The organism is Paenibacillus sp. M-152 (assembly GCF_003856555.1).
Classification (GTDB): Bacteria; Bacillota; Bacilli; order Paenibacillales; family Paenibacillaceae; genus Paenibacillus; species Paenibacillus polymyxa_C.
Genome location: NZ_CP034141.1, coordinates 2,548,679 through 2,572,309, shown reverse-complemented (window position 1 = coordinate 2,572,309; position 23,631 = coordinate 2,548,679). Strand labels below are relative to the sequence as shown.

Sequence of the window (23,631 nt, the reverse complement as noted above, 5' to 3'; positions counted from 1 at the left end):
CCCTTTGCACATGCAAAGTGAAATCATTGCCTTTTAGAAACCTGAAAACTGATCTAGAAAACAAAGTCGATGGAATCCGGTGAGAAGCCTTCTGCTTGTTCACCGAAGTTCACCTGAATATCGCTTAATTGCAAATCTGGATTGGCCGCAACCTGTGACAGGATCGCTATCAAATCTCCGGTTAATCGTTCAATAACATCTGCGCTAAACAGCTTCGTGCAATATTCAAAGGAACCCTTGATCTGCCCGTCTTCATCACTCATGGACAAGGTCAAATCAAATTTGGAAATACGATGCTCCTGCACATAAGGACTGAAGGACAACGTTTCAAGCTTCGCTTCCTGCGACTCCGTATTTTGCAGTACAAACATAGTATCAAACAACGGATTACGGCTTGCATCCCGTACTATATCCAGCTTTTCCACCAGCTCTTCCAGCGGATAATCCTGATGCTCGAAGGCTTGCAGCGTACGATCTCGGGCTTCCAGTAGGTAGTTATGGAACGTTGAGTTGCCCTGCGGCTGGTGCCGGATGGCTAGTGTATTGACGAACATGCCGATCAGCGGCTCCAGTTCAGGTAACAAACGACCTGCTACCGGCGTACCGATGATCAAATCATCCTGACCGCTATATTTGGACAACAGAACGGTGTAGGCGCTCATCAGCACCATGTACAGCGTACTTCCGGTCTGTGCTGCCACTTGGTGCAATTGCTCAGATACATTCGGGTCCACGGTAAACTCATACATTGCTCCCTCGAAGCTGCGAACAGCAGGTCTAGGATAAGCAATCGGCAAATCCAGCACCGGTAATTCCCCGGCTAAATGCTCCAGCCAGAACTGTTCCCGGCGCTGGTAGGACTCACGCTGCATTTCCTGCTGCTGCCACACCGCATAGTCCTTGTACTGAATTGGCAGCGGCTTCAAGGCCTGTCCCTCGTACAGTTGTCCTAGCTCCTGCACGATATTGTTAGACGATACCCCGTCTGAAATAATATGGTGCATGTCGTACATCAGGAGATGGCGCTCGGGTCCGGTTTGAATAAGACGGACACGCAGCAGCGGTGCCTGCCGAAGATCGAAGCTGCGTACAAAGGACTCGATATACACTTCCGCTTCGGATTCACTGGCCTGCAGGCGTTCTACGACAAACTCCACTTGATCGTAAATCCGCTGAACAACCTCGCCGTCCACCATTTCAAAGGAAGTTCGCAGCGTTTCATGACGGGCTACTAACTGACGGAACGCTTCCTCCAGTCGATCTGCCTGAAGCGGTCCCTCCACTGTTAATACACCCGGCATATTGTAGCTGAGATCCCCACCTTCCAGATGGCTCAAAATATACAGTCGTTTTTGCGCCGAGGAGACAGGATAGTAAGACTGTTTCGTCGCAGCAGGGATCACCGTATAGGTGTCTGTCCCGTGCGTTGCGATGAGCTGAGCTTGCTGCTCAATCGTAAAGTGCTGGAACACCTCACGCAGTGTAATCCGACTGTCCAGTTCCTGATGGATTTTAGCCACCAGCGTCGTTGCCCGCAGGGAGTGTCCACCCACATCGAAGAATGAGTCGGTGACGCCTACGCTGGACAGCTTCAATACATCCTGCCAGATTTGCGCTAACTTGGCCTCCAGCGGCGTCCGCGGCGCAACGTACTCCAGACCTCCTTCAAGGCGTGCTTCCGGTGCTGGCAACGCCTTCCGGTCGATTTTCCCGTTTGGCGTCAGTGGGAAACGATCCAGCTGTACCACATACGTCGGGATCATGTAATCCGGCAGCTTCGGCTGCAGCGCATTCCGCAGTTCCGGTAGACTCAGCGACTCCGAAGCTACGATATAGGCACACAGATCCTTGTGTCCGTCTTCGTTTTCCCATGCCGTAACCACGGCTTTTTGGATACCGTCCACGGTCAGCAGCTGTGCTTCCACCTCGCCCAGCTCGATCCGGTAGCCGCGGATTTTCACCTGGTGGTCGATCCGGCCCAAATACTCGATACTGCCATCCGGCAGCCACCGTGCCAGGTCGCCTGTCCGGTACATCCGGTTTGCGTAACTGCTGTCCGCCGGATCAGCGGCTGTCGCATCAGCAAACGGATTCGGAACAAACTTCTCAGCCGTCAGTTCCGGCAGGTTGAGGTATCCTCGTGCGATACCTGCCCCTCCGATATAGAGCTCACCCGCGATCCCGATCGGTACCAGCTGTTGTCGAGTGTTCAAGATGTACACAGCCTGGTTCGCTATCGGCGTTCCAATGGATACCGTATGCTCCCCTTTTTCCAGCAGTACATTCAGTGACTCTACATCTTCAATCGTATAGGCTGTTGCATCTACCGTCGCTTCGGTCGGACCATACACGTTCGTAATGACCGGGCGATATCCGGACCATTTGTGTAGGAACCCCTGTACCAGCTGCACGGATAAGGCCTCGCCCCCGATCAGGTAATGCTTCACATCCGGCGCTTCTGTCACATTGACGCTTTCGTTCAAAATATGCAGATGCGCTGGTGTGCCGTCCGACAGATCGATTCGGTGCGTGCGATAGTAGGCGATCAAATGCTCTCCGCTCAGGCTGACGTCACGGGACACCACATGCAGGGTGTGGCCTAGCAGCAAGCTGGCAAAGATTTGCTTCACTGAAGCGTCAAATACAAATGCGGACAGCCATGCGATGTGAAGCGGCTGATCATACCGGCTGTACACTCGCTCATATAAAGCGTCTACCAGATTGCCGACACTGCCTTGCTCAATCATAACCCCTTTCGGCTGACCGGTTGTACCTGACGTGTAGATCATATAGGCCAGGTTATGCAGGCCGGCGACAGGGATCAGGTTGTTTGCATCCTGTGCTCCCAGTTGAGCTTGAACGTCCTCATCGTCAAGAACGATAGCTTGTACTGTGGATGGCAAGCTCAGCGAAAGGTTGGCGGCTCTGCGGGTGATCACGACTGTTGCTCCGCTATCTTGAAGCATGTAATCAATGCGCTCCTGCGGATACATCGTATCCATTGGCACATACGCGCCCCCGGCCTTCAGTACCCCCAGAATGCTCACCAGAAGATCCGCAGAACGTTCCAGCAGTACGCCTACCGGTTGGTCTGCTTCAACTCCTTTTGCCCGTAACACCCGGGCCAATCGGTTCACCTGCTCATTCAGCTCAGCGTAGGTTAGCGCCATGTCCCCAGACACAACGGCTATCCGCTCAGGGCTGTTTTTCGCTTGCTCTTCAAAACGCTCGCTGAGCGACAGGCCTTGGAGTGTTCCACGCACGCTATGTGCGTTCGGATCATTGAACACCTTCAGAATCCGTTCGGTTTCTTCTGTCGTAATGAGCTCCAGCTCACCCAGCTTCGCATCCGGGTTCGCTGCCACGGCTTCGGCTAAGCGAATAAAGTGACGTGTCATCCGTTCAACGGTTTCCCGTTGATACAACGCGGTTGCATACTGCAATCCGAACTGGATGCCTGCCTCTTCCTCTCTGGCTTCCAGCGTCAGATCAAACTTCGCTGGCGTTTGTTCCAGGCCGTACGGACGGAAGCTCAGGTCTGCCAGTTGCAGTTCGCCCTCCTCGGTCGTTTGCAGGGTAAACATCGTATCGAATAGCGGATGGCGGCTCATATCCCGCTTCACATTCAGCTTTTCGACCAGCTCCTCAAATGGATAGTCCTGATGCTCATAGGCTTGCAGGGCGCGAACCTTCACTTCTTCCACGTAGCTGCGGAAGGTATGTTCTGCTGTCGGATAGTTTCGCAATGCCAACGTACCGACGAACATACCGAGGATCGGCTCCAAATCCGCATGCGGTCGTCCGGCAATCGGCGTGCCGACGACGATGTCCTCCTGGCCGCTGTATTGGTGCAAGAGGGCGGTATACGCCGCCAGCAACACCATATACAGCGTAGAGCCGGTGTGCGCAGCCAGTTCTTTCAGACGCTCGCTTACTTCGCGTTCCAGCCCAAACACCACGGTATCGCCTGCTGTACTTCGCACCGCCGGACGGGCAAAGTCTGTCGGTAGATCCAGCACAGGCAGTTCACCCCGGAAGGTATCGAGCCAGTAGGCTTCCTGACGCTGCATCCATTCCTGATGGGCTTCGCTTTGCTGCCATACGGCATAATCCTTGTACTGTATCCGCAGTGGCGGGAGCTCTCCACCGTCGTACAAGCGGACAAATTCTTCAGTCAGTACCCCCATCGACACACCATCCGAGATGATGTGGTGCATATCGAGCATAAGCAGATGTTGAGATTCCTGCTCTACTCCCTGGACGCCCAGATCCACCAAGCCTACTCGCAGCAGCGGCGCAGCTTTGAGATCAAACGGACGGACAAAGCGACTCACCAGCTCCTGCACTTCCTTGCTGGCCATCGTGTCTGTATCCGTAGTCACACCCTCTGCTTGTAGCTTCGTATATTCCACCTCGAACGGTACCTTGTCCTCAATCCATTGCATTGGCTCACTGTCGATCAGATCAAAGCGGGTACGCAAGGATGCATGACGGGCGATCAGTTGACGGAATGCATGTTCCACCCGCTTCACATCCAGCGGACCGCTCACTTGCAGCACCGACGGCATGTTGTAGTTCACATCATGCGGATCGAACTGATGCAGCACATACAGTCGCTTTTGCGCCGAGGACAGTGGATAGAAGCTGCGCTCTTCCGTTACCGGAATAGAGGCATACGTCACTTGATCCAGCTGTTCCAGTGCAACGGCCAGTTGCTCAATCGTTGGTGCTTCAAAAATACTGCGCAGTGGAAGTGGCTTGTTCAGCTCTTTGTGAATCTTCGAGGCCAGTGTCGTCGCCCGCAGGGAATGTCCACCAATCTCGAAGAAGTTTTCCTTCACGCCGACCTGCGCCAGGCCCAGCACGTCCTGCCAGATTTGCGCCAGCTTCACTTCCACCCACGTCCGCGGTGCGACATAGTCGGCTCCGCTTTGCAGGCTGCCTTCTGGTGCTGGCAGGGCCTTGCGGTCGATTTTACCGTTCGGTGTCAGCGGCATTTGTTCCAGCTGTACCAAGTACGAAGGCACCATGTAGTTTGGTAGCTCCTCACCCAGTAAGCTTCGCAGCTCACCCGCACTCACGTCACGTTCGGCAACAAAGTACGCCACCAGTTGGTTTTGTCCCTGCTCGTCCGCCTGGGCCAGTACGATGACCTCTTGTATGCTCTCTACTTTCAAAATTTGTGCCTCGACCTCGCCCAGCTCGATCCGATAACCCCGGATTTTCACCTGATGGTCGATCCGGCCCAAATATTCGATGTTGCCATCCGGCATCCATCTTGCCAAGTCACCCGTACGGTACATTCGTTCATAACCTGCTTCGCCAGCCGCAAATGAATTCGGTACAAATTTCTCAGCCGTCAGCTCTGGACGATCCAGATAGCCGCGAGCCAGACCTGGACCGGACACGCACAGCTCACCCGCTACGCCTGTTGGAGCCAAGTGTCCATGTACATCCACCATGTATACCCGGTGATTCGGTACAGGGCGTCCGATAGAAATCAGCTGTCCTGCTCTCTCATCCTTGGATACTGGCCAGATGGATGTCGCCACCGAGTTTTCAGTTGGACCGTACCCGTTGTAGTACGCTACATGATCCTTCCACTTGTATACCAGCTCTGTTGAAGCGGCTGAACCGGCAGTGATCAGAATACGCAGGATTGGCATCCGTTCTGGCTCCAGATAGACCGCATAGGTTGGTGGTAATGTCGCTATCGTAATCTGATGTTCTGTCATGTAATGCTCGAATCTCTCATAGTCCAAAATCGTCTCTGACGTTGGCATGTACAACGTGGCACCACAGAACAGGGCTTGGAATATTTCCCAGCAAGCTGCATCAAACGAATAGCTGGCAAACAGCAATGTATGATCCGACGCGCTGATCTGGAATTCCTGATCAAAATACGTTTTCAGATTACACAGACCGCGATGCTCCAGCATAACCCCTTTCGGCTGTCCCGTCGTACCTGACGTATAAATCACATACGCTAGATCGTTCGGACCAGACAACGACTCCAGATTGGAACCATCCTCGTGATGCACACTCTCCGCCCCATTCAGCACCAGCACCTGACCGTCGAAAGCTACTTTGTCCACCAAGTGGCTTTGCGTCAACAACAGCTCTGCTCCCGAGTCATCCAGCATGTAGCGGATACGCTCCTCTGGATATGTTGGATCGATTGGGACATATGCGCCTCCGGCTTTCAAAATTCCAAAGATGCCCACGATCATGTCTACCGAACGCTCGGTCATCAGACCCACCAGACGATCCTTCGTCACGCCTTGACTGCGTAAGGTACGAGCCAGACGATTCGCACGTTCATTCAGCTCGCGATAGGTCAACTGCTCTCCTTCGAAGTACAATGCTGGCTGTTCCGGTGTCTGCACGGCTTGTGCTTCGAACAAGCCATGGATCGTTTGTTCGCTTGGATACTCAGCGGCTGTATCTCCCCATCCGTGGAGAATTTGCTCGCGTTCCTGCTCGCTTAACACATCCAACTCCTGCACTTGAATGTCCGGCTGCGCTACCACCTGCTCCAGCAGCTGTACCAGATGACCCTGCGTCCGTTCCACCGCTTCCCGATCATATAACTTCGCATTGTATTCGAATCGGATTTTCATCGCTTCCTGCGGCATGACGACCAGATTGAAATCATAGTTGGTTTGCTCAATCATCCCTGCATTGCTGATGACAAAATCCGATTCCGCACCTTCGCCAAGCTGCTCGACCTGCTCCTCCACCGGATAGTTTTCAAACACGATAATGTGCTGGATCAGCTCTTGCTTTTGCTCGGTCAAGGCTTGAATTTCATACAGCGGATACGTTTCGTAATCTTGAGAAGCCAGCGCCTGCTGCTGATTCGCTCTAATCAGGTCGGCAAAGGTGTCCTCAGCCTTACTACGGATACGTACTGGAATGGTGTTAATGAACAAGCCCACCATGTTTTCGATCCCTGAAATATCTGCCGGGCGACCCGATACGACACCGCCAAAGACGGCGTCGTTACTACCGTTGTACTTTTGAAGCAGTAAGCCCCATGCCGTTTGTAGGAGCGTATTGGTGGTCACGTGATACTGCTTGGCTACCATTTCCATACGTTTGGTCAAGTCTTGGCCCAGATCGCACAGCACATGCTCAAATTGTTCACCCTCGGCTTTCGCGCCTACTTTGCCGGTTGGAATCGACGTTTGCTGATCATAGCCCAGCAAATATTCCTTCCAATATGAAGCGGCTGCTGCTACATCTTGAGCTTCCAGCCACGCAATATACTGACTGTATGGAGTCACAGGGGCGAGCTTCAGTGCTCTATGCTCTACGGCTGCAAAATAAGCCTCAAACACCTCATCCGTCACCAACGCCACACACCAGCCGTCCATCAAAATATGATGAGAGCTCCATACAAAATAATAATCCTCATCACCTGTCCGCAAAATCGCCACGCGCATCAACGCATCCCGGGATAAATCGAATCCAGCTACCTTGTCCTTACGAATAAATTCCTGCACATACGCGTCGCGTTCCTGATCTTCCAAATGACGCAAATCCTCATATCTAAAACCAACCTCTTTATGGCGGAAAATCACCTGTACGGGCTCATCCTGCCAGCCGCTAATGAAATTAGCTCTAAAGATCTCATGCCGCTGCGCCAGCTGATTCAAGCTATCTTGGAAAATATCCGCTTGGAAACGTCCGTGTAGATCAAAGGTCGTTTGTTCAAAATAAGCCCCTGATTCTGCATCCATCAGACTATGGAACAACATCCCTTTTTGCATCGGTGTCAAGGCATATACATTTTCCAGTTCCCCGATGTCACGCGTCCGTTCGACCAACTGATCCAGCTCGGCCAAGGTTACAGGTTTAAGCATAACATCACTTGGCGTCAGTTCCTGCTGTTTGCGACCCGCGCAATGCGCGATGATTTCCTGCAGGCTGGTTCTGAGCGCTTCGGCTAGCTGTTCCATCGTTTCCTTGCGATATTCCTGATGGCTGTAGCTGATCGTCAATTGCAATTGACCTTCGGAAATCAGTCCGTTCAGATCCAGGGTGTGCGATCTGGCTGCATATGCGCTAAGCTCGGCACCGCTAGCGTAAGGAGACACGCCAATGGATTGATGTTGCATATCCTGGTCAAATTGTCCGAGATAGTTAAAGCTGATTTCAGGTTCGGTTCCAAAATGCGCTTGCTCACATGCTGCAGACAGGTATCTCAGCATCCCGTAGCCAATGCCCTTTTGCGGAATCCGGCGTAGCCCTTCTTTCACCTGTTTGATGTGCTGTGAAAGGTCTTGCCCTGCGCTCATATCCAACACAACCGGGAACTGTGTCGTAAACCAGCCCACCGTACGCGTAATATCCAGCTCGGGCAAAATGGACTCCCGCCCATGGCCTTCCAGGGTGACAAGCACGCGTTCAATCCCCGCCCAGCGATGAATAGCCGTGCCAAGTGCGGTCAGCAGCAGATCATTCATATCCGTGTTGTAGGCACGGTGCGCCTGTTTTAACAACTGCTCCGTTTCCTGAGCTGTCCATGTGACCATCATAAGCTCGCTGTCTTTATTCAAGGAATGAGAAGGTGATTCGTCTTTTGGAAGCGGCTCATACCTTCCCTGTTCCACGTCTTGCCAGAATGCGAGCTCTGCTTCCATTTCTGGACCGTTCGCATAGTGAGACTGTGCCTCGGCCCAGGTACGGAACGAATCCGTTTTGTGCAGAAGACGAGCCGCTTGTCCGTGCAATGCCTGTTCATAGGCTGTCGTAAGATCCTCGAACAAAATGCGCCAGGATACGGTATCCACTACTAAGTGATGAATAGCCATCAATAAATGGTCTCCATCTGGGCAATGGAACAGCCCCAGCTTCACCAGTGGTCCTTCGCTTAAATGAATGCCCGCCTGAATTTCATTTACTTTGGCCTCCATCGCCGCAGACACTTCAGTCTCATGGCTGAAGTCTATACGTTCCAGCGTATACAGCTCACCCTCGCCAATTGCGCGGTTCCAAGCTTCATATCCATGCTCGGTAAGGCGGAAAACGATCCGCAGTGCATCGTGATGGCTAACGATGTGGTCCATCGCTGTGCGCAGGGCCACTTCATCAAAACCGTCCTGGCTATGCAGCATAATGGACTGGTTATGATGATGAGCATCCGTCAGGTTCTGCTCAAAGAACCAATGCTGAACAGGTGTCAGTTTCACCGCGCCCACCACTTCGCTCTGATCCGCCAATCTTGTCACCGATTGGACTTTCAGCGCCAAGGCAGACACCGTCGGATGACTGAACAGGTCTTTCATCTCCAGTCGATAACCTGCTTGCAGCAAGCGGGACGAGACTTGCAGGGCTTTGATCGAATCGCCGCCCAGCTCAAAGAAGTTATCCTGCGTGCCTACGGCATCCACGCCCAGCACTCCGGCCCATACCGCAGCCAGTACTTGCTCCACCTTCGTACGCGGGGCCACATAAGCTGCTCCTGTATGGATGCTGCCTTCCGGCTCTGGCAAGGCCTTGCGGTCGATTTTGCCGTTGCTGGTCAGCGGGATGGTCTCCAGTCGCATCAGACGTGCAGGCACCATGTGTGCTGGCAGTCCGGCTTCCAGCTCGGTCTGTACTTCCTCCATCCGCAGCTCGGCTTCTCCCGTGATGTATCCACACAAATACTTGTGTCCACGCTCGTCCATCCGGTCGATGACTACGGCTTGACGCACACCTGGCACCCGCTGGATCGCCGTTTCAATCTCGCCCAGCTCAATCCGGTATCCCCGGATTTTGACCTGGTAGTCCATCCGGCCGATAAAGTCCACATTGCCGTCTGGCATCCACCGCGCCAAATCGCCTGTGCGATACAAACGTTCCCCCGGTACGTACGGGTTCGCTACGAATTTCTCGGCTGTCAGGTCCGCACGGTTCAGGTAGCCCCGTGCGACCCCGATGCCGCCGATGCACAGTTCGCCCAGTACGCCGATCGGCACCGGATTCAGCTGGCTGTCCACGATGTAGAAGCGTGCGTTCAGCCATGCCTGGCCAATCGGCACATGGCCGCTGCTTGGCAGCTTCGATAGTTCTTCGTCATAGAAGCTGGAGTCAATCGCCGCTTCGGTGACGCCGTAGCTATTTATTATGCGGATATTCGCACCAAATCGTTCTTGCAGCACCCGGTAATCCGTCACGCTGCAGCTGTCCGAGCTGGTGATCAGCAGTTCCAGACTGCTCATGTCAAGGCCCTGTTCATGCACATGCTGCATAAACGGTACGATCAGGGCTGGAGTCGATTCGAACACGGTAATCTGATAATCGCGAATCCATCCGTACAGACGGCTTGGATCAATGCGGTCGTCTTTCGGACAAATAACCATCGTGCCCTCGTTATAGAGCGTCCGTGCAATATCCCCGACGAACACGTCGAAGGAGAAGCTGGCTAGTTGCAGCAGTCGTACCGGGAACTGGTTCAGACGGTAATCCCGGCGATACGCTGCAGCCGTATTCACCAAGCTGCGATGCTCAATCATGACGCCCTTCGGACGTCCGGTTGTGCCAGAGGTGTAAATCACATACGCCAGATCGTGCGGTTCATTGATCGGTTCAACATCCGTCGTATCCCCGGTATACAGCGACTCATCGTCCAATGCCAGTACGGTATGCAGACGCAGCCCTGTTGCTGATTCGGATGCTGCTTCGCTGTCAGACTTCGAATCTGCTGTTCCATTTAGGTTTCCATGAAGAGCACCTGATTCCATCGTTTCAGCGCCAGCCGCTGTTTCCAGCTCACCCTCAGTCTGCCCTTCGACCAAGGCCTGATCGCTTTTCTCCAGCCATGCCTGGGCACGCTCCTGCAAACTGGTTTGCGTGAGCAGCACCGTCGCACCGCTATCCTCCAGCATGAAACGAATGCGTTCGGACGGATAATCTGCATCCAGCGGCACATATGCGCCTCCAGCCTTCCACACCGCCAGTACGCCGACCAGCATGTTTACCGAGCGTTCACTCCAAATGCCAACAATCGACTCGCGTCCGATACCTTCATTTCGCAATCTACGCGCCAATTGATTTGCACGTTCATTCAGTGTGCGGTACGTAAGCTGTTGCTCCTCGTACACCACCGCCACATGATCCGGTACAAGCTGGGCCTGTTCTTCCACGTAGGTATGGAACAGTGCTCCTGCTTCAACCGCAGTAACATCTGATACGCCTACATCTCCAAAACCATAGAGGATTTGTGCTTTTTCCTCGACAGTTACCATATCCAAAGCGGCCAGTGGCTGCTTTGGATGCAGTGTAATGGCTCGTACGAGTTCAGTAAAATGCTGTGCAAAGCGCGCGATGGTCTCAGGTTTGTACAGCGCCGTGCTGTATTCCAGACTGCACAGAATGCCTTCTGGCTGCTCTACAGCATCCAAGGTCAAATCAAATTTGGACGTATGAACGTCCGTCGGATACGGCTTAAAGGTCAGCCCTTCCAGCTCGAACTCCTGCTGCTCAAATGTTTTCAATTCAAACATCGTATCAAACAGCGCATTCCGGCTCGTATCCCGCGTTACATTCAGCTTTTCAACCAGCTCCTCAAACGGATATTCCTGGTGCTCATACGCACTGAGCGCATGCTCTTTGACCTCTTGCAAGTAGTCCAGGAACGTTTTGTCACCAGACGGATAATTACGGATCGCCAGCGTGTTCAGGAATACGCCTACTAGGCTACTGAGCTCCGCATGTGGTCTTCCGGCAATCGGCGTGCCGACGATGATGTCCTCTTGACCCGTGTATTTATGCAAGAGTGTGCTATACGCTGCAAGCAATACCATGTACAAGGTGGATCCGGTTTGCGCGGCCAGCTGCTTCAACTGCTCGCTGTCCTCCATGCAGATCGCAAACTCAAATCGAGTTCCTTCCAGACGCTGTACGGCGGGTCTTGTAAAATCCGTTGGCATATCCAGTGCCGGAATTTCACCAGACATGGTGTTCAGCCAATAGCTTTCTTGCGCACGAAGACGTTCACTTTGCATATCTGCATGCTGCCAAACGGCATAGTCCTTGTACTGAATACGCAGTGGCGGGAGCTCCTTGCCTTCGTACAATTGAGAGAACTCCTGCACGATAATTCCTTCCGTGACGCCATCCGAAATAATATGGTGCATGTCATAGAGCATAACGTGACGCCCCGGTCCGTTTTCGATCAACTGAACTCGCAGCAACGGGGCTTGTGCGAGATCAAAGGCACGTACAAAGTCCTGTGCGTACTGCGGTGTCTCTTCTTCGCTTGCTTGCACATACTCCACGCTGAATGGGACGTTAGATTCAATCCGCTGAATCACCTCGCCATCCACCATCTCGAATCGGGTTCGCAGGGTTTCATGACGGGCAATCAGCTGGCGGAAGGCTTGTTCCAGTCGCTCTTTATCCAAGGAGCCTTCGATAATCAAAGCTCCCGGCATGTTGTAGCTCACCTCTCCACCTTCCAGGTGACTCAGCACGTACATCCGTTTTTGCGCCGAGGAAACGGGATAATAGTCGCGCTCCTCCGCCACAGGTATGGATACATACGTTTGCTGGGTCTGATCTTCACCCATCACCTGTACCAATTGTTCAATTGTCGGATATTGGAAAATATCTCGCAAGGCCAGCTTGTGATTCAGCTCCTGATGGATTTTCGCCATCAGGGTGGTGGCACGCAGTGAATGTCCTCCCACTTCAAAGAAGTTATCCTGGATGCCTACCCGCTGATGATTCAGAACGCTTTGCCAAATACGTACCAGTTGCTCTTCCAGCTCTGTCCGCGGCGCAACATACTCCGTGCCTCCTTCGAGGCGAGCTTCCGGTGCTGGCAACGCTTTGCGGTCAATTTTCCCGTTTGGTGTCAGCGGGAATTGATCCAGTGGTACGACATACGTCGGGATCATATAGCCCGGCAGTTTGGGCTGGAGTGTGCTGCGTAGCTCCGGCAAATTCAGCGCCTCCGAGGCTACGACATACGCGCACAGATCTTTGTCTCCGTTTTCGTTTTCCCAGGCGGTGACGATGGCTTTCTCAATGCCATCCACAGTCAGCAGTTGCGCTTCCACCTCGCCCAGTTCAATCCGGAAGCCCCGGATTTTGACCTGATCATCCATTCGGCCGATAAAGTCTACATTGCCGTCCGGCATCCACCGCGCCAAGTCGCCTGTGCGGTACAGTCGTTCGCCCGGTACGTACGGGTTCGCTACGAATTTTTCCGCCGTCAGGTCCGCACGGTTCAGGTAGCCCCGTGCGACCCCGGCTCCGCCGATGCACAGCTCACCCAGTACACCGATCGGCACCGGATTCAGCTGGCTGTCCACGATGTAGAAGCGGGCATTCAGCCATGCCTGACCAATCGGCACATGGCCGCTGCTTGGCAGCTTCGACAGCTCTTCGTCATAGAAGCTGGAGTCAATCGCTGCTTCCGTGACGCCATAGCTGTTGATGATACGGATATTTGCACCAAACCGTTCTTGCAGCACTCGGTAGTCCGTTACGCTGCAACTGTCCGAGCTCGTGATGAGTAGCTTCAGACTGCTCATGTCCAGTGCTTGTTCATGCACATACTGCATAAACGGTACGATCAAAGCTGGAGTCGATTCGAACACAGTGATTTGGTAGTCACGAATCCAGCCATGCAGACGGCTAAAATCAAGTCGGTCGTCTTTCGGACAGATGACCATCGTGCCTCCGTTATAGAGCGTCCGCGCCATATCCCCGACGAACACGTCGAAGGAGAAGCTTGCCAGTTGCAGCAGTCGTACTGGGAACTCGCTCAGGCGATAATCCCGGCGATACGCCGCAGCTGTATTCACCAAACTGCGATGCTCAATCATGACGCCCTTCGGACGTCCGGTTGTTCCGGAGGTGTAGATCACATACGCCAGATCCTGCGGTTCGTTGATGTGATCAACGTCTGTCGTATCTCCGGTGTACAGTGACTCATCGTCCAATGCCAGCATGATTTGCAGACGCAGCTTTGTTGCCGATTCAGATGCTGCTTCGCTGTCAGACTTCGAATCTGATTTCAAGCTCAAACCTTCATTCAGGTTGTCTCTTTCCATCGTTTCAGCGCTAACCGCCGTCTCCAGCTCACCCTTAGCTTTTTCATCGCCCCAAGTCCATTGGCTTTCATTCAGCCATGCTTGTGCGCGCTCCTGCAATCCCGTCTGGGTCAACAGTACCGTCGCACCACTGTCCTCCAGCATGAAACGAATGCGCTCGGACGGATAGTCTGCATCCAGCGGCACATATGCGCCTCCAGCCTTCCATACCGCCAACACACCGACCAGCATGTCTACCGAGCGCTCACTCAAAATGCCGACAATCGACTCGCGTCCGATACCTTCATTTCTTAGTCTGCGCGCCAATTGGTTCGCACGCTCGTTCAGTTTCCGGTACGTAAGCTGTTGCTCCTCGTATACCACCGCCACATGATCTGGTATAAGCTGGGCCTGTTCTTCCACATAGGTATGGAACAGGGCTCCTACTCCAACCGCAGCAACATCCGTTACGCCCACTTCTCCAAAACCGTAGATGAGTTGCTCTTGTTCCTCATCGGTTACCATGTTCAAAACTGCCAGTGGCTGCTGCGGATGATAGGCAATCGCTCGAACGATTTCCGCAAAATGCTCTGCCAATCGCGTCATAGTCTCCCGCTTGTACAGCGCTGTGCTGTATTCCAGACTGCACAGAATGCCTTCCGGTTGCTCTATCGCCTCCAAGCTCAGATCGAATTTGGCTGTGTGATTATCCAGTGGATAGGAGCTCAAGGTCAGCCCTTTCAGCTCGAACTCCCGCTGCTCCAACGTTTTCAATTCAAACATCGTGTCGAACAGCGCATTCCGGCTCGTATCCCGGGTTAAATTCAGTTTTTCAACCAGCTCTTCAAACGGATAGTCCTGATGCTCATACGCACGAAGCGCATGCTCTTTGACCTCCTGCAGATAATCCAGGAACGATTTGTCGCTGGACGGATAATTGCGCATCGCCAGTGTGTTAATGAATACACCAACCAAACTCTCCAGTTCGGCATGCGGTCGTCCGGCAATTGGCGTACCGACAATCATGTCCTCTTGGCCTGTGTATTTGTGCAAGAGTGTGGTGTACGCCGCCAGCATCACCATAAACAGGGTAGAGCCGGTCTGGGCAGCCAGTTCTTTCAGGCGTTCACTATCCTCACGCTCCAGTACAAATTCGACCGTATCCCCTGCTGTACTCTGCACCGCTGGGCGGGCAAAGTCCGTAGAGAGATCCAGTACAGGCAGTTCACCTTGGAAAGTGCTCAGCCAGTACGCTTCCTGACGCTGCATCCATTCCTGATGGGCTTCGCTTTGCTGCCATACGGCATAATCCTTGTATTGAATCCGCAATGGCGCCAGCTCTTCACCGCCATACAAACGAACAAACTCATCAGTCAGGACCTCCAGGGACACCCCATCTGAGACGATATGGTGCATATCGAGCATAAGCAGATGTTGGGATTCCTGTTCTACTCCTTGAACGCCCAGATCCACCAAACCTACTCGCAGCAGCGGTGCAGCTTTGAGATCAAACGGACGGACAAAGCGCCGCACCAGCTGTTGCGCCTCTATGTTGACCCTGGTGTACGTATCTGTAGTTGTGTCCTGATCTGTATCCGCAATCACATCTTCTGCCTGTACCTTCGTATATTCCACCTCGAATGGCACGGTGTCCTCGATCCATTGCATCGGCTCATTGTCCACCAGCTCAAAGCGAGTACGCAAGGTCGCATGGCGGGCGATCAGTTGACGGAATATATGTTCCACTCGTTTCACGTCCAGCGGACCGCTCACTTGCAGCACCGACGGCATGTTGTAGTTCACATCCAGCGGATCGAACTGATGCAGCACATACAGTCGTTTTTGCGCCGAGGACAGTGGATAGAAGCTACGCTCTTCCGTTACCGGAATGGACGCATACGCCACCTGATCCAGACCTTCCAGCACAGCCGCCAGTTGTTCAATCGTTGGTGCTTCAAAAATACTGCGCAGAGGAAGCTGCTTGTTCAGCTCTTGGTGAATCTTCGAGGTTAGTGTCGTCGCCCGCAGCGAATGTCCGCCAATTTCGAAGAAGTTTTCCTTCACGCCAACTTGCGCCAGGCCCAGCACATCCTGCCAAATTTGCGCCAGCTTCACTTCCACCCACGTCCGCGGCGGGACATAATCGGCTCCGCTTTGCAGGCTACCTTCCGGTGCTGGCAGTGCCTTGCGGTCGATTTTGCCATTGGGACTCAGTGGCATCTGCTCCAGCTGTACAAAGTACGATGGTACCATGTAGCTTGGCAGCTCCTGCCCCAGCGCACTTCTCAGCTCGCTGGCACTGATTTCTTGCCCGGCAACATAGTAGGCCACCATGTGTTTTTGTCCCGTTTCGTCCGCACGAGCCATGACCACGGCTTCGCGTACCGATTCCACTTGGAGCAACTGCGTTTCGACCTCGCCCAGCTCAATCCGGTACCCCCGGATTTTCACCTGATGGTCGATCCGGCCCAGATATTCAATGTTCCCGTCCGGCATCCATCTCGCCAAATCGCCGGTACGGTACATCCGCTCATACCCTGCTTCCCCGCCGGCAAACGGATCAGCTACAAATTTCTCGGCCGTCAGCTCTGGACGGTTCAGATATCCTCGTGCTACGCCGACACCGCCGATGCACAGTTCCCCTGCCACGCCAATTGGCTGCAATTGCTCCGTGCCTTCCTTGACGATGTACAGACGAATGTTTTGAATCGGTTTCCCGATCGGAATAACCGAATAGGCTCCATCAGGCTCGCAATCGAAGTACGATACGTCCACCGTTGCTTCGGTTGGGCCATACAGGTTGACCAGCTTCGCTCCGGCCAGGCTCGACACGAGCCGCTGGTACCGGGCCACATGCTGTGGCGGCAATGCTTCGCCACTGGCAAAGACATGGCGCAGTGTGCCCAGCTTCGCTTGCATCACTTCTCGTGGCTGCTGTTCCACATACTCCAGGAACGCATGCAGCATGGCTGGAACAAAGTGCATCGTGCTCACGCCATCGCGGGCAATCGTGTCGACGATGTCTTCCGGGTTCTTTTCCCCGCCGACCGACAGCAGGCTTACCTTTGAGCCGACCATCGACCACCAGAACAGCTCCCACACCGACACGTCGAAGGTGAAGGCGGTCTTTTGCAGGATCGTATCTTCTGCACCCAGGCCGTAGCGATCATGCATCCACAAAATCCGGTTTAACACGGAATGGTGCTCCACCATTACACCCTTCGGTTTTCCAGTGGAACCGGAGGTGTAGATGACATAGGCGACATGATGCGGCCCAGCCAGGGGCTCCAGATTTGAACCATCTTCGTGGTAAATATTCTTGCCAGCCTGCTCCTGACGATCTAGCACCAGCACCTGACCGTCGAAACTCCGTGATGCTTGCTCCGCCAGATGCGATTGCGTCAGCACCAGCTTCGCGCCTGAATCCTCCAGCATAAAGCGGATGCGGTCGGCCGGATATTCCGGATCGATCGGTACATAAGCTCCGCCTGCTTTGAGGATCGCATAGATACCTACGATCATGTCCAGCGAACGATGGACCAGAATGCCTACAGGCTGATCGGGTTCAACCCCTTCCGCACGCAGCGTCCGAGCCAAACGGTTGGTTCGCTCGTTCAGCTCACGGTAGGTCAACATCTCCGACCCGAATATTACCGCTGCCTGATCCGGTGTAATTGCTGCCTGCTGCTCAAACAGTGCGCTTAGCGTTTGATCCTGTGGATAGGCTGCCGCCGTATCTCCCCACACCTGAATGATCTGTGCCTGTTCTTCTGGTGTCACCAATTCCAGCTCATTCACACGGATATGCGGATTGTTCACGATTTGCTCGATGACATGCAGTACATGTCCCTGCATCCGCTCGATCGTAGACCGATCGTACACATTCGCGTTGTATCTGAACATGATGCGGAAGGTGTCATCCGGCATCACAATCAAGTCCAGATCATAGTTCGTCTGCTCAACAACCTCTACATTCGTAATGTCAAATGCAGACGGACGAACTTCACCCAACTGCTCGACTTGCTCCTCTACCGGGTAATTCTCAAATACCATAATGTGATTAATCAGATTTTGCTTTTGCTCGGTCAGCGCCTGGATTTCATATAGCGGGAAGCTGTCATATACTCCCGAAGCCAACGCTTGCTCCTGCGTGTTCCGCATGATGTCCACAAACGTGGCATTCCGCTCACTTTGAATCCGAACCGGGATCGTATTAATGAACAGACCGATCATATTTTCTACACCCGCAATATCCGTCGGACGTCCAGATACGACACTGCCGAATACAACATCCTCATTGTTATTATATTTCTGCAAAATCAGGCCCCACACGCTCTGCATCAGCGTATTAATCGTGACCTGCTGCTGCTTGGCAATCCGGTACATGGCTTCGCTCCACGTTGGATCCAGATCTACCGTTACTTTTTCAGAAACATATTCGCTGGCTTCGCTTGCTGTCGAGGATACCGCATGTTCCCTGCTGTCCGTCACGTGGTCTTTCGATGCAGTATCCGATCCTGGCAACAACGTCTGCTGTTCAAAGCCCGCCAAATAGCTGCTCCAATACTCTTTTGCCGCACGTTCATCCTGACGCTCCAGCCATTCAATATATTGGCCATACGGTGTGATCGGAGCCAGCTCCGGCTGTTTCTGCTCCAGCAGCGCAAAGTACGTACCAAACACCTCACCCGTAACGAGCGATAAGCACCAGCCGTCCATGATAATGTGATGGAAGCTCCAGACCCAGTGATACGTTTCTTCATCGGTCTGCCATACCTGTACGCGCATCAGTGCATCCGTACCGAGATCAAAGCCCCGAGCCTGATCCTCCTGCTTCAACGCCTGGATATACGCCTGTTGTTCTGCTTTCCGCATTCCGCGTACATCCTTGTAGGAAAGGTCGCTATCTTTGTGACGGAATACAATCTGCAATGGCTCCTGACCATGTCCGGTCTCAAACCGATAGAAATTCGTCCGCAGCGCTTCATGACGCTGTGTCAGCAGATCCAGGCTCTGACGGAAAATAGCAACATCGAAGCTGCCTTTTTGATCAAACGATGCTTGCTGGAAGTATGCGCCTGAGTCTGGCTCCATCAAGCTATGGAACAGCATCCCTTTCTGCATGGGAGAAAGAGCATACACATTTTCCAGTTCGCCCACAGAAGCCGTTTGCTCCGTCAATTGCTCCAGTTGTTCCAACGACAAGCCTTTGAACAAGACATCGCTTGGCGTTAGTTCGCTCCGCTCTTGGGAGGCACAATGCTTGATTACTTCCTGCAAGCTTTCCCGTAGCAACTGCGCAAATTTTTCTACGTTTTGCTGATGATATACTTGGCTGTCATAGCGAATTTCCAGTGTCAGCACGCCTGCTGTAATCATGCCGTTCACATTCAGCGGCTGCTCCAGCACGGTATAACCACTCATCGGCTCTCCGTCCGTATGCGAAGACAGCACGATGTCACTCTGTTCCAAATCCTGATCAAATTGTCCCAAATAGTTAAAGCTGATCTCTGGCTGCAGGCTCCAGGAAGAGGTAGCATCATCCGAAGACATATACTTCAAAATACCGTAGCCAATGCCCTTATGCGGCACATGACGCAGGTCCTCTTTGACCCGCTTGATGCGCTGCCCTACTTCCGCCTTTCCATCGACATCCAGCAGCACCGGATACTGACTCGTAAACCAGCCCACGGTACGTGTGATATCCACATCTGGAACAATAGCCTCCCGGCCATGTCCCTCCAGATTGACCAGCACACGCTCCTGACCGCTCCAGTTGTACAATGCGCTGCCGAGTGCGGTTAACAGCAGATCATTGACCTCCGTATTGTACGCACGATGTGATTCCTGAAGCAGCAACCGGGTTTCCTGTTCGTTCCAAGCCACGGTCACCGTCTCACTATCTCTGACCCAAAAAGGCTGTCCTGCTGCTTTGTCTTGATCCTTAGGTAGCGATGCGACTGCCATGTGAGCAAGACGCTGCCAGTATTCGCGTTCGTTGTCAATGGCCGGACTGTTCGCATATTGAGACAACCGCTCTGCCCAAGCAGAGAACGAATCCGTTTTATAAGGCAAGCGAATCGCTTCTCCCCGAATGGCCTGTTCATATCCAGTCGCAAAATCTTCAAACACAATCCGCCATGAGATCCCGTCTATAACCAAATGGTGAATGGCAATCAGTAAATGATCTCCATCCATGCAGCGGAAGAGTCCCAGCTTCACCAGCGGTCCTTCATCCAGATGAATAGAGCTTTGGATGGCATTGGCTTTCATCTCAATCGCCATCATCACATCTGCCGTATCTTCGACGCCTGTCAAATCTACAACGTCCAGATGATACAGCTCGCCTTCGTTCACACCGCGATTCCACGCTTCATAGCCCTGTTCGGTCTGACGGAAGACCATACGCAACGCATCATGATGCTCCGTCACCTGGGTCACCGTGCGATGCAATGCATCTATATCAAAGCCTTCTGCTCGATGCAGCATCACCGACTGGTTGAAATAATGCGGCTCTGCCGACGATAGTCCAAAAAACCACTGCTGGATCGGGGTCAGCTTGACGCTGCCCGAAACCTCGCCCTGATCGGCCGTACGACTAACTGGGTGTACATGACCACTCAGCAGCGAAATGGATGGATATTGGAACAAATCCTTCATGTCCAGCTTGTAGCCCGCTTGCAGCAAGCGGGAGGATACCTGGATTGCTTTGATCGAATCGCCGCCCAGATCAAAGAAATTATCTAAAATACCGATGTTCTTCGTTCCTAATACAGACTGCCAAATCGAAGCCAACGTCTGCTCCAGCGCTGTGCGCGGCTCTACATAATCCGCTCCGCTTTGCAGACTGCCTTCCGGTGCCGGCAGGGCCTTACGGTCGATTTTGCCGTTCGGTGTCAGCGGCATCTGCTCCAGCTGGATGAAATACGAAGGCACCATGTAGTTTGGCAGCTCCTCACCCAGGAAGCCGCGCAGCTCCCCAGCGCTTACGTCTCTTTCAGCGACATAGTACGCCACCAGTTGGTTTTGTCCCTGCTCGTCCGCTTGAGCCAGGACGATGACTTCTTGCACGTTTTCCACTTTCAACATTTGTGCCTCGACTTCGCCGAGTTCGATCCGGTAGCCCCGGATTTTCACCTGATGGTCGATCCGGCCCAAATATTCAATGTTGCCATCAGGCATCCATCTCGCCAAGTCCCCCGTACGGTACATTCGTTCATAGCCTGCTTCACCCGCCGCAAACGGGTTCGCTACGAATTTCTCCGCCGTCAGCTCTGGGCGATCCAGATAACCACGCGCCAGACCCGGACCGGACACGCACAGCTCACCTGCTACGCCGACCGGCGCCAAATGTCCATGCACATCCACCATGTATACCCGGTGATTCGGCACAGGACGTCCGATGGAAATGAGTTGTCCTGCCCTTTCATCCTCGGATACCGGCCAGATGGATGTTGCCACCGAGTTTTCGGTTGGACCATAGCCATTGTAGTACGCCACCTGATCCTTCCACTTGTATACCAGTTCGGTGGATGAGGCTGAACCCGCAGTGAACAGAATACGCAGGTGCGGCATCCGCCCCGGCTCCAAATACACTGCATAAGTTGGCGGCAAAGCAGCCACCGTAATGTGGTGATCCGCCATATATTGCTCAAACCGTTCGTAGTTCAAAATCGTCTCTGTTGTTGGCACGTATAACGTAGCCCCGCAGAACAGCGCCTGGAAGATTTCCCAGCAAGCCGCATCAAACGAGTAGCTGGCAAATAGCAGCGCATGATCCGACGCACGAATCTTGAGCGTCTGATCAAAATACGTTTTCAGATTGCACAGCCCGTGGTGCTCCAGCATCACGCCCTTCGGCTGCCCGGTTGTACCTGACGTGTAGATCACATACGCCAAATCGTTTGGACCAGACAGCGGCTCCAGGTTGGAACCATCCTCGTGGTACACCGATTGTTCCCCATCCAATACCAGCACTTGACCGTCGATAACGGCTTTGTCCACCAGATGACTTTGTGTCAATAGCAGCTTCGCTCCCGAGTCATCCAGCATATAGCGGATACGTTCCTCCGGATAGGTTGGATCGATAGGAACATAGGCGCCTCCGGCTTTTAAAATCCCGAAGATGCCCACAAGCATGTCCACCGACCGCTCGGTCATCAGACCCACCAAACGATCTTTCGTCACGCCTTGACTGCGCAAGGTACGCGCTAATCGATTGGCGCGTTCATTCAGCTCGCGATAAGTCAGCTGCTCTCCTTCAAAGAACAAGGCTGTCTGCTCTGGCGTCTGCGCGGTTTGCGCCTCGAACAAGCCGTGAATCGTTTGCTCGCTTGCATAGGCTGCCGCTGTATTGCCCCACACCTCAACGATTTGCTTACGCTCCTGCATCGTAACCATGTCCAGTTCATGTACGCGAATGTTCGGATTCGCTGTCACCTGCTCCAGTAGCTGCACCAGATGACCTCGAATTTGTTCCACACTTTCCCGTTCAAAGGCTAGGGCATTATAGCCAAAGCTCATGTGAATGGTATTCCCCGGCAGCACTACCACGTTAAAGTCATAGTTGGTCTGCTCGACAGACTCGGCTCCTGTGATCGTGAAGCTGGACGCCTCACTACTACCTAATTGCTCGATTTGTTCCTCTACCGGATAATTTTCAAAAATAAGAATATGATGGATCAAATCCTGCTTAAGCTCCGACAACCCCTGAATTTCATACAACGGATACGTATCATACACATGGGAATCGATCGATTGCTCCTGGATGTGCTTCATCACGTCGGAGAATACGCTGTCCACCTGACTGTGGATACGCACCGGAATCGTATTGATAAACAGACCAATGATATGCTCCACATTCGGAATGTCTGCCGGACGTCCAGATACCACACTGCCAAACACGACATCATCGGTGCCATTATATTTTTGCAGCAAAAGGCCCCATACGGTCTGCATCAACGTATTGATGGTGACCTGATAACGCTTGGCTATGCGCTGAATACCAGCTGTGAGCTCTGCGCCCAAATCAAAATCCAGACGCTCCGCCTGATACCCCGTCTTACCCTGAATTTTTGCCTGTGGCAAGCGGGACTGCTCCTCATACCCTTCCAAAACCTTGCTCCAGTAGCTTGATGCAGCCTGACGATCCTGCTGCTCTAGCCATTCGATATATTGACTGTACGGGGTTACAGGGGCCAGTTCAGGTTGTTTATGAGCCAGTATCGCAAAATAACTTGCAAACACTTCGTTTGTCACCAGCGACAAGCACCAGCCGTCCATCACAATATGGTGGAAGCTCCATACAAAACGATACGTCTCCTCACCTGTGCGCAACACAGCGACACGCATCAAGGCGTCTTGTGCCAGGTCAAAGCCTCTTTGCTTGTCTTTACGCGTAAATTCGAGCATGTATTCGTTTTGCTGCTCGTCCTCCATGTCCCTTAAATCTTCAACATACAGTTCGCTGCGCTTATTCCGGTACACGACCTGAAGCGGTTCATCCTTCCAGCCGCTGTAGAAGTTCGTGCGCAGTACCGTATGCCGCTGCACCAAGACATCCAAACTGGCTGCAAAGGCAGCGATATTAAAATGTCCTCGCAGA

Annotated in this window: 1 protein-coding gene (running past one end of the window); it reads right to left on the bottom strand. The window is 53.2% G+C overall.

What is annotated here, in order from left to right; translation table 11 throughout:
• Positions 1 to 53 precede the first annotated feature (53 nt).
• Positions 54 to 23,631 carry the 3' portion of a non-ribosomal peptide synthase/polyketide synthase gene (locus EGM68_RS11575; protein WP_129549208.1) on the bottom strand. The gene runs 18,812 nt beyond the window's last position, so only the last 23,578 of its 42,390 coding nucleotides appear in the window; its start codon lies beyond the right edge, outside the window — the gene reads right to left on this strand; its stop codon occupies positions 54 to 56.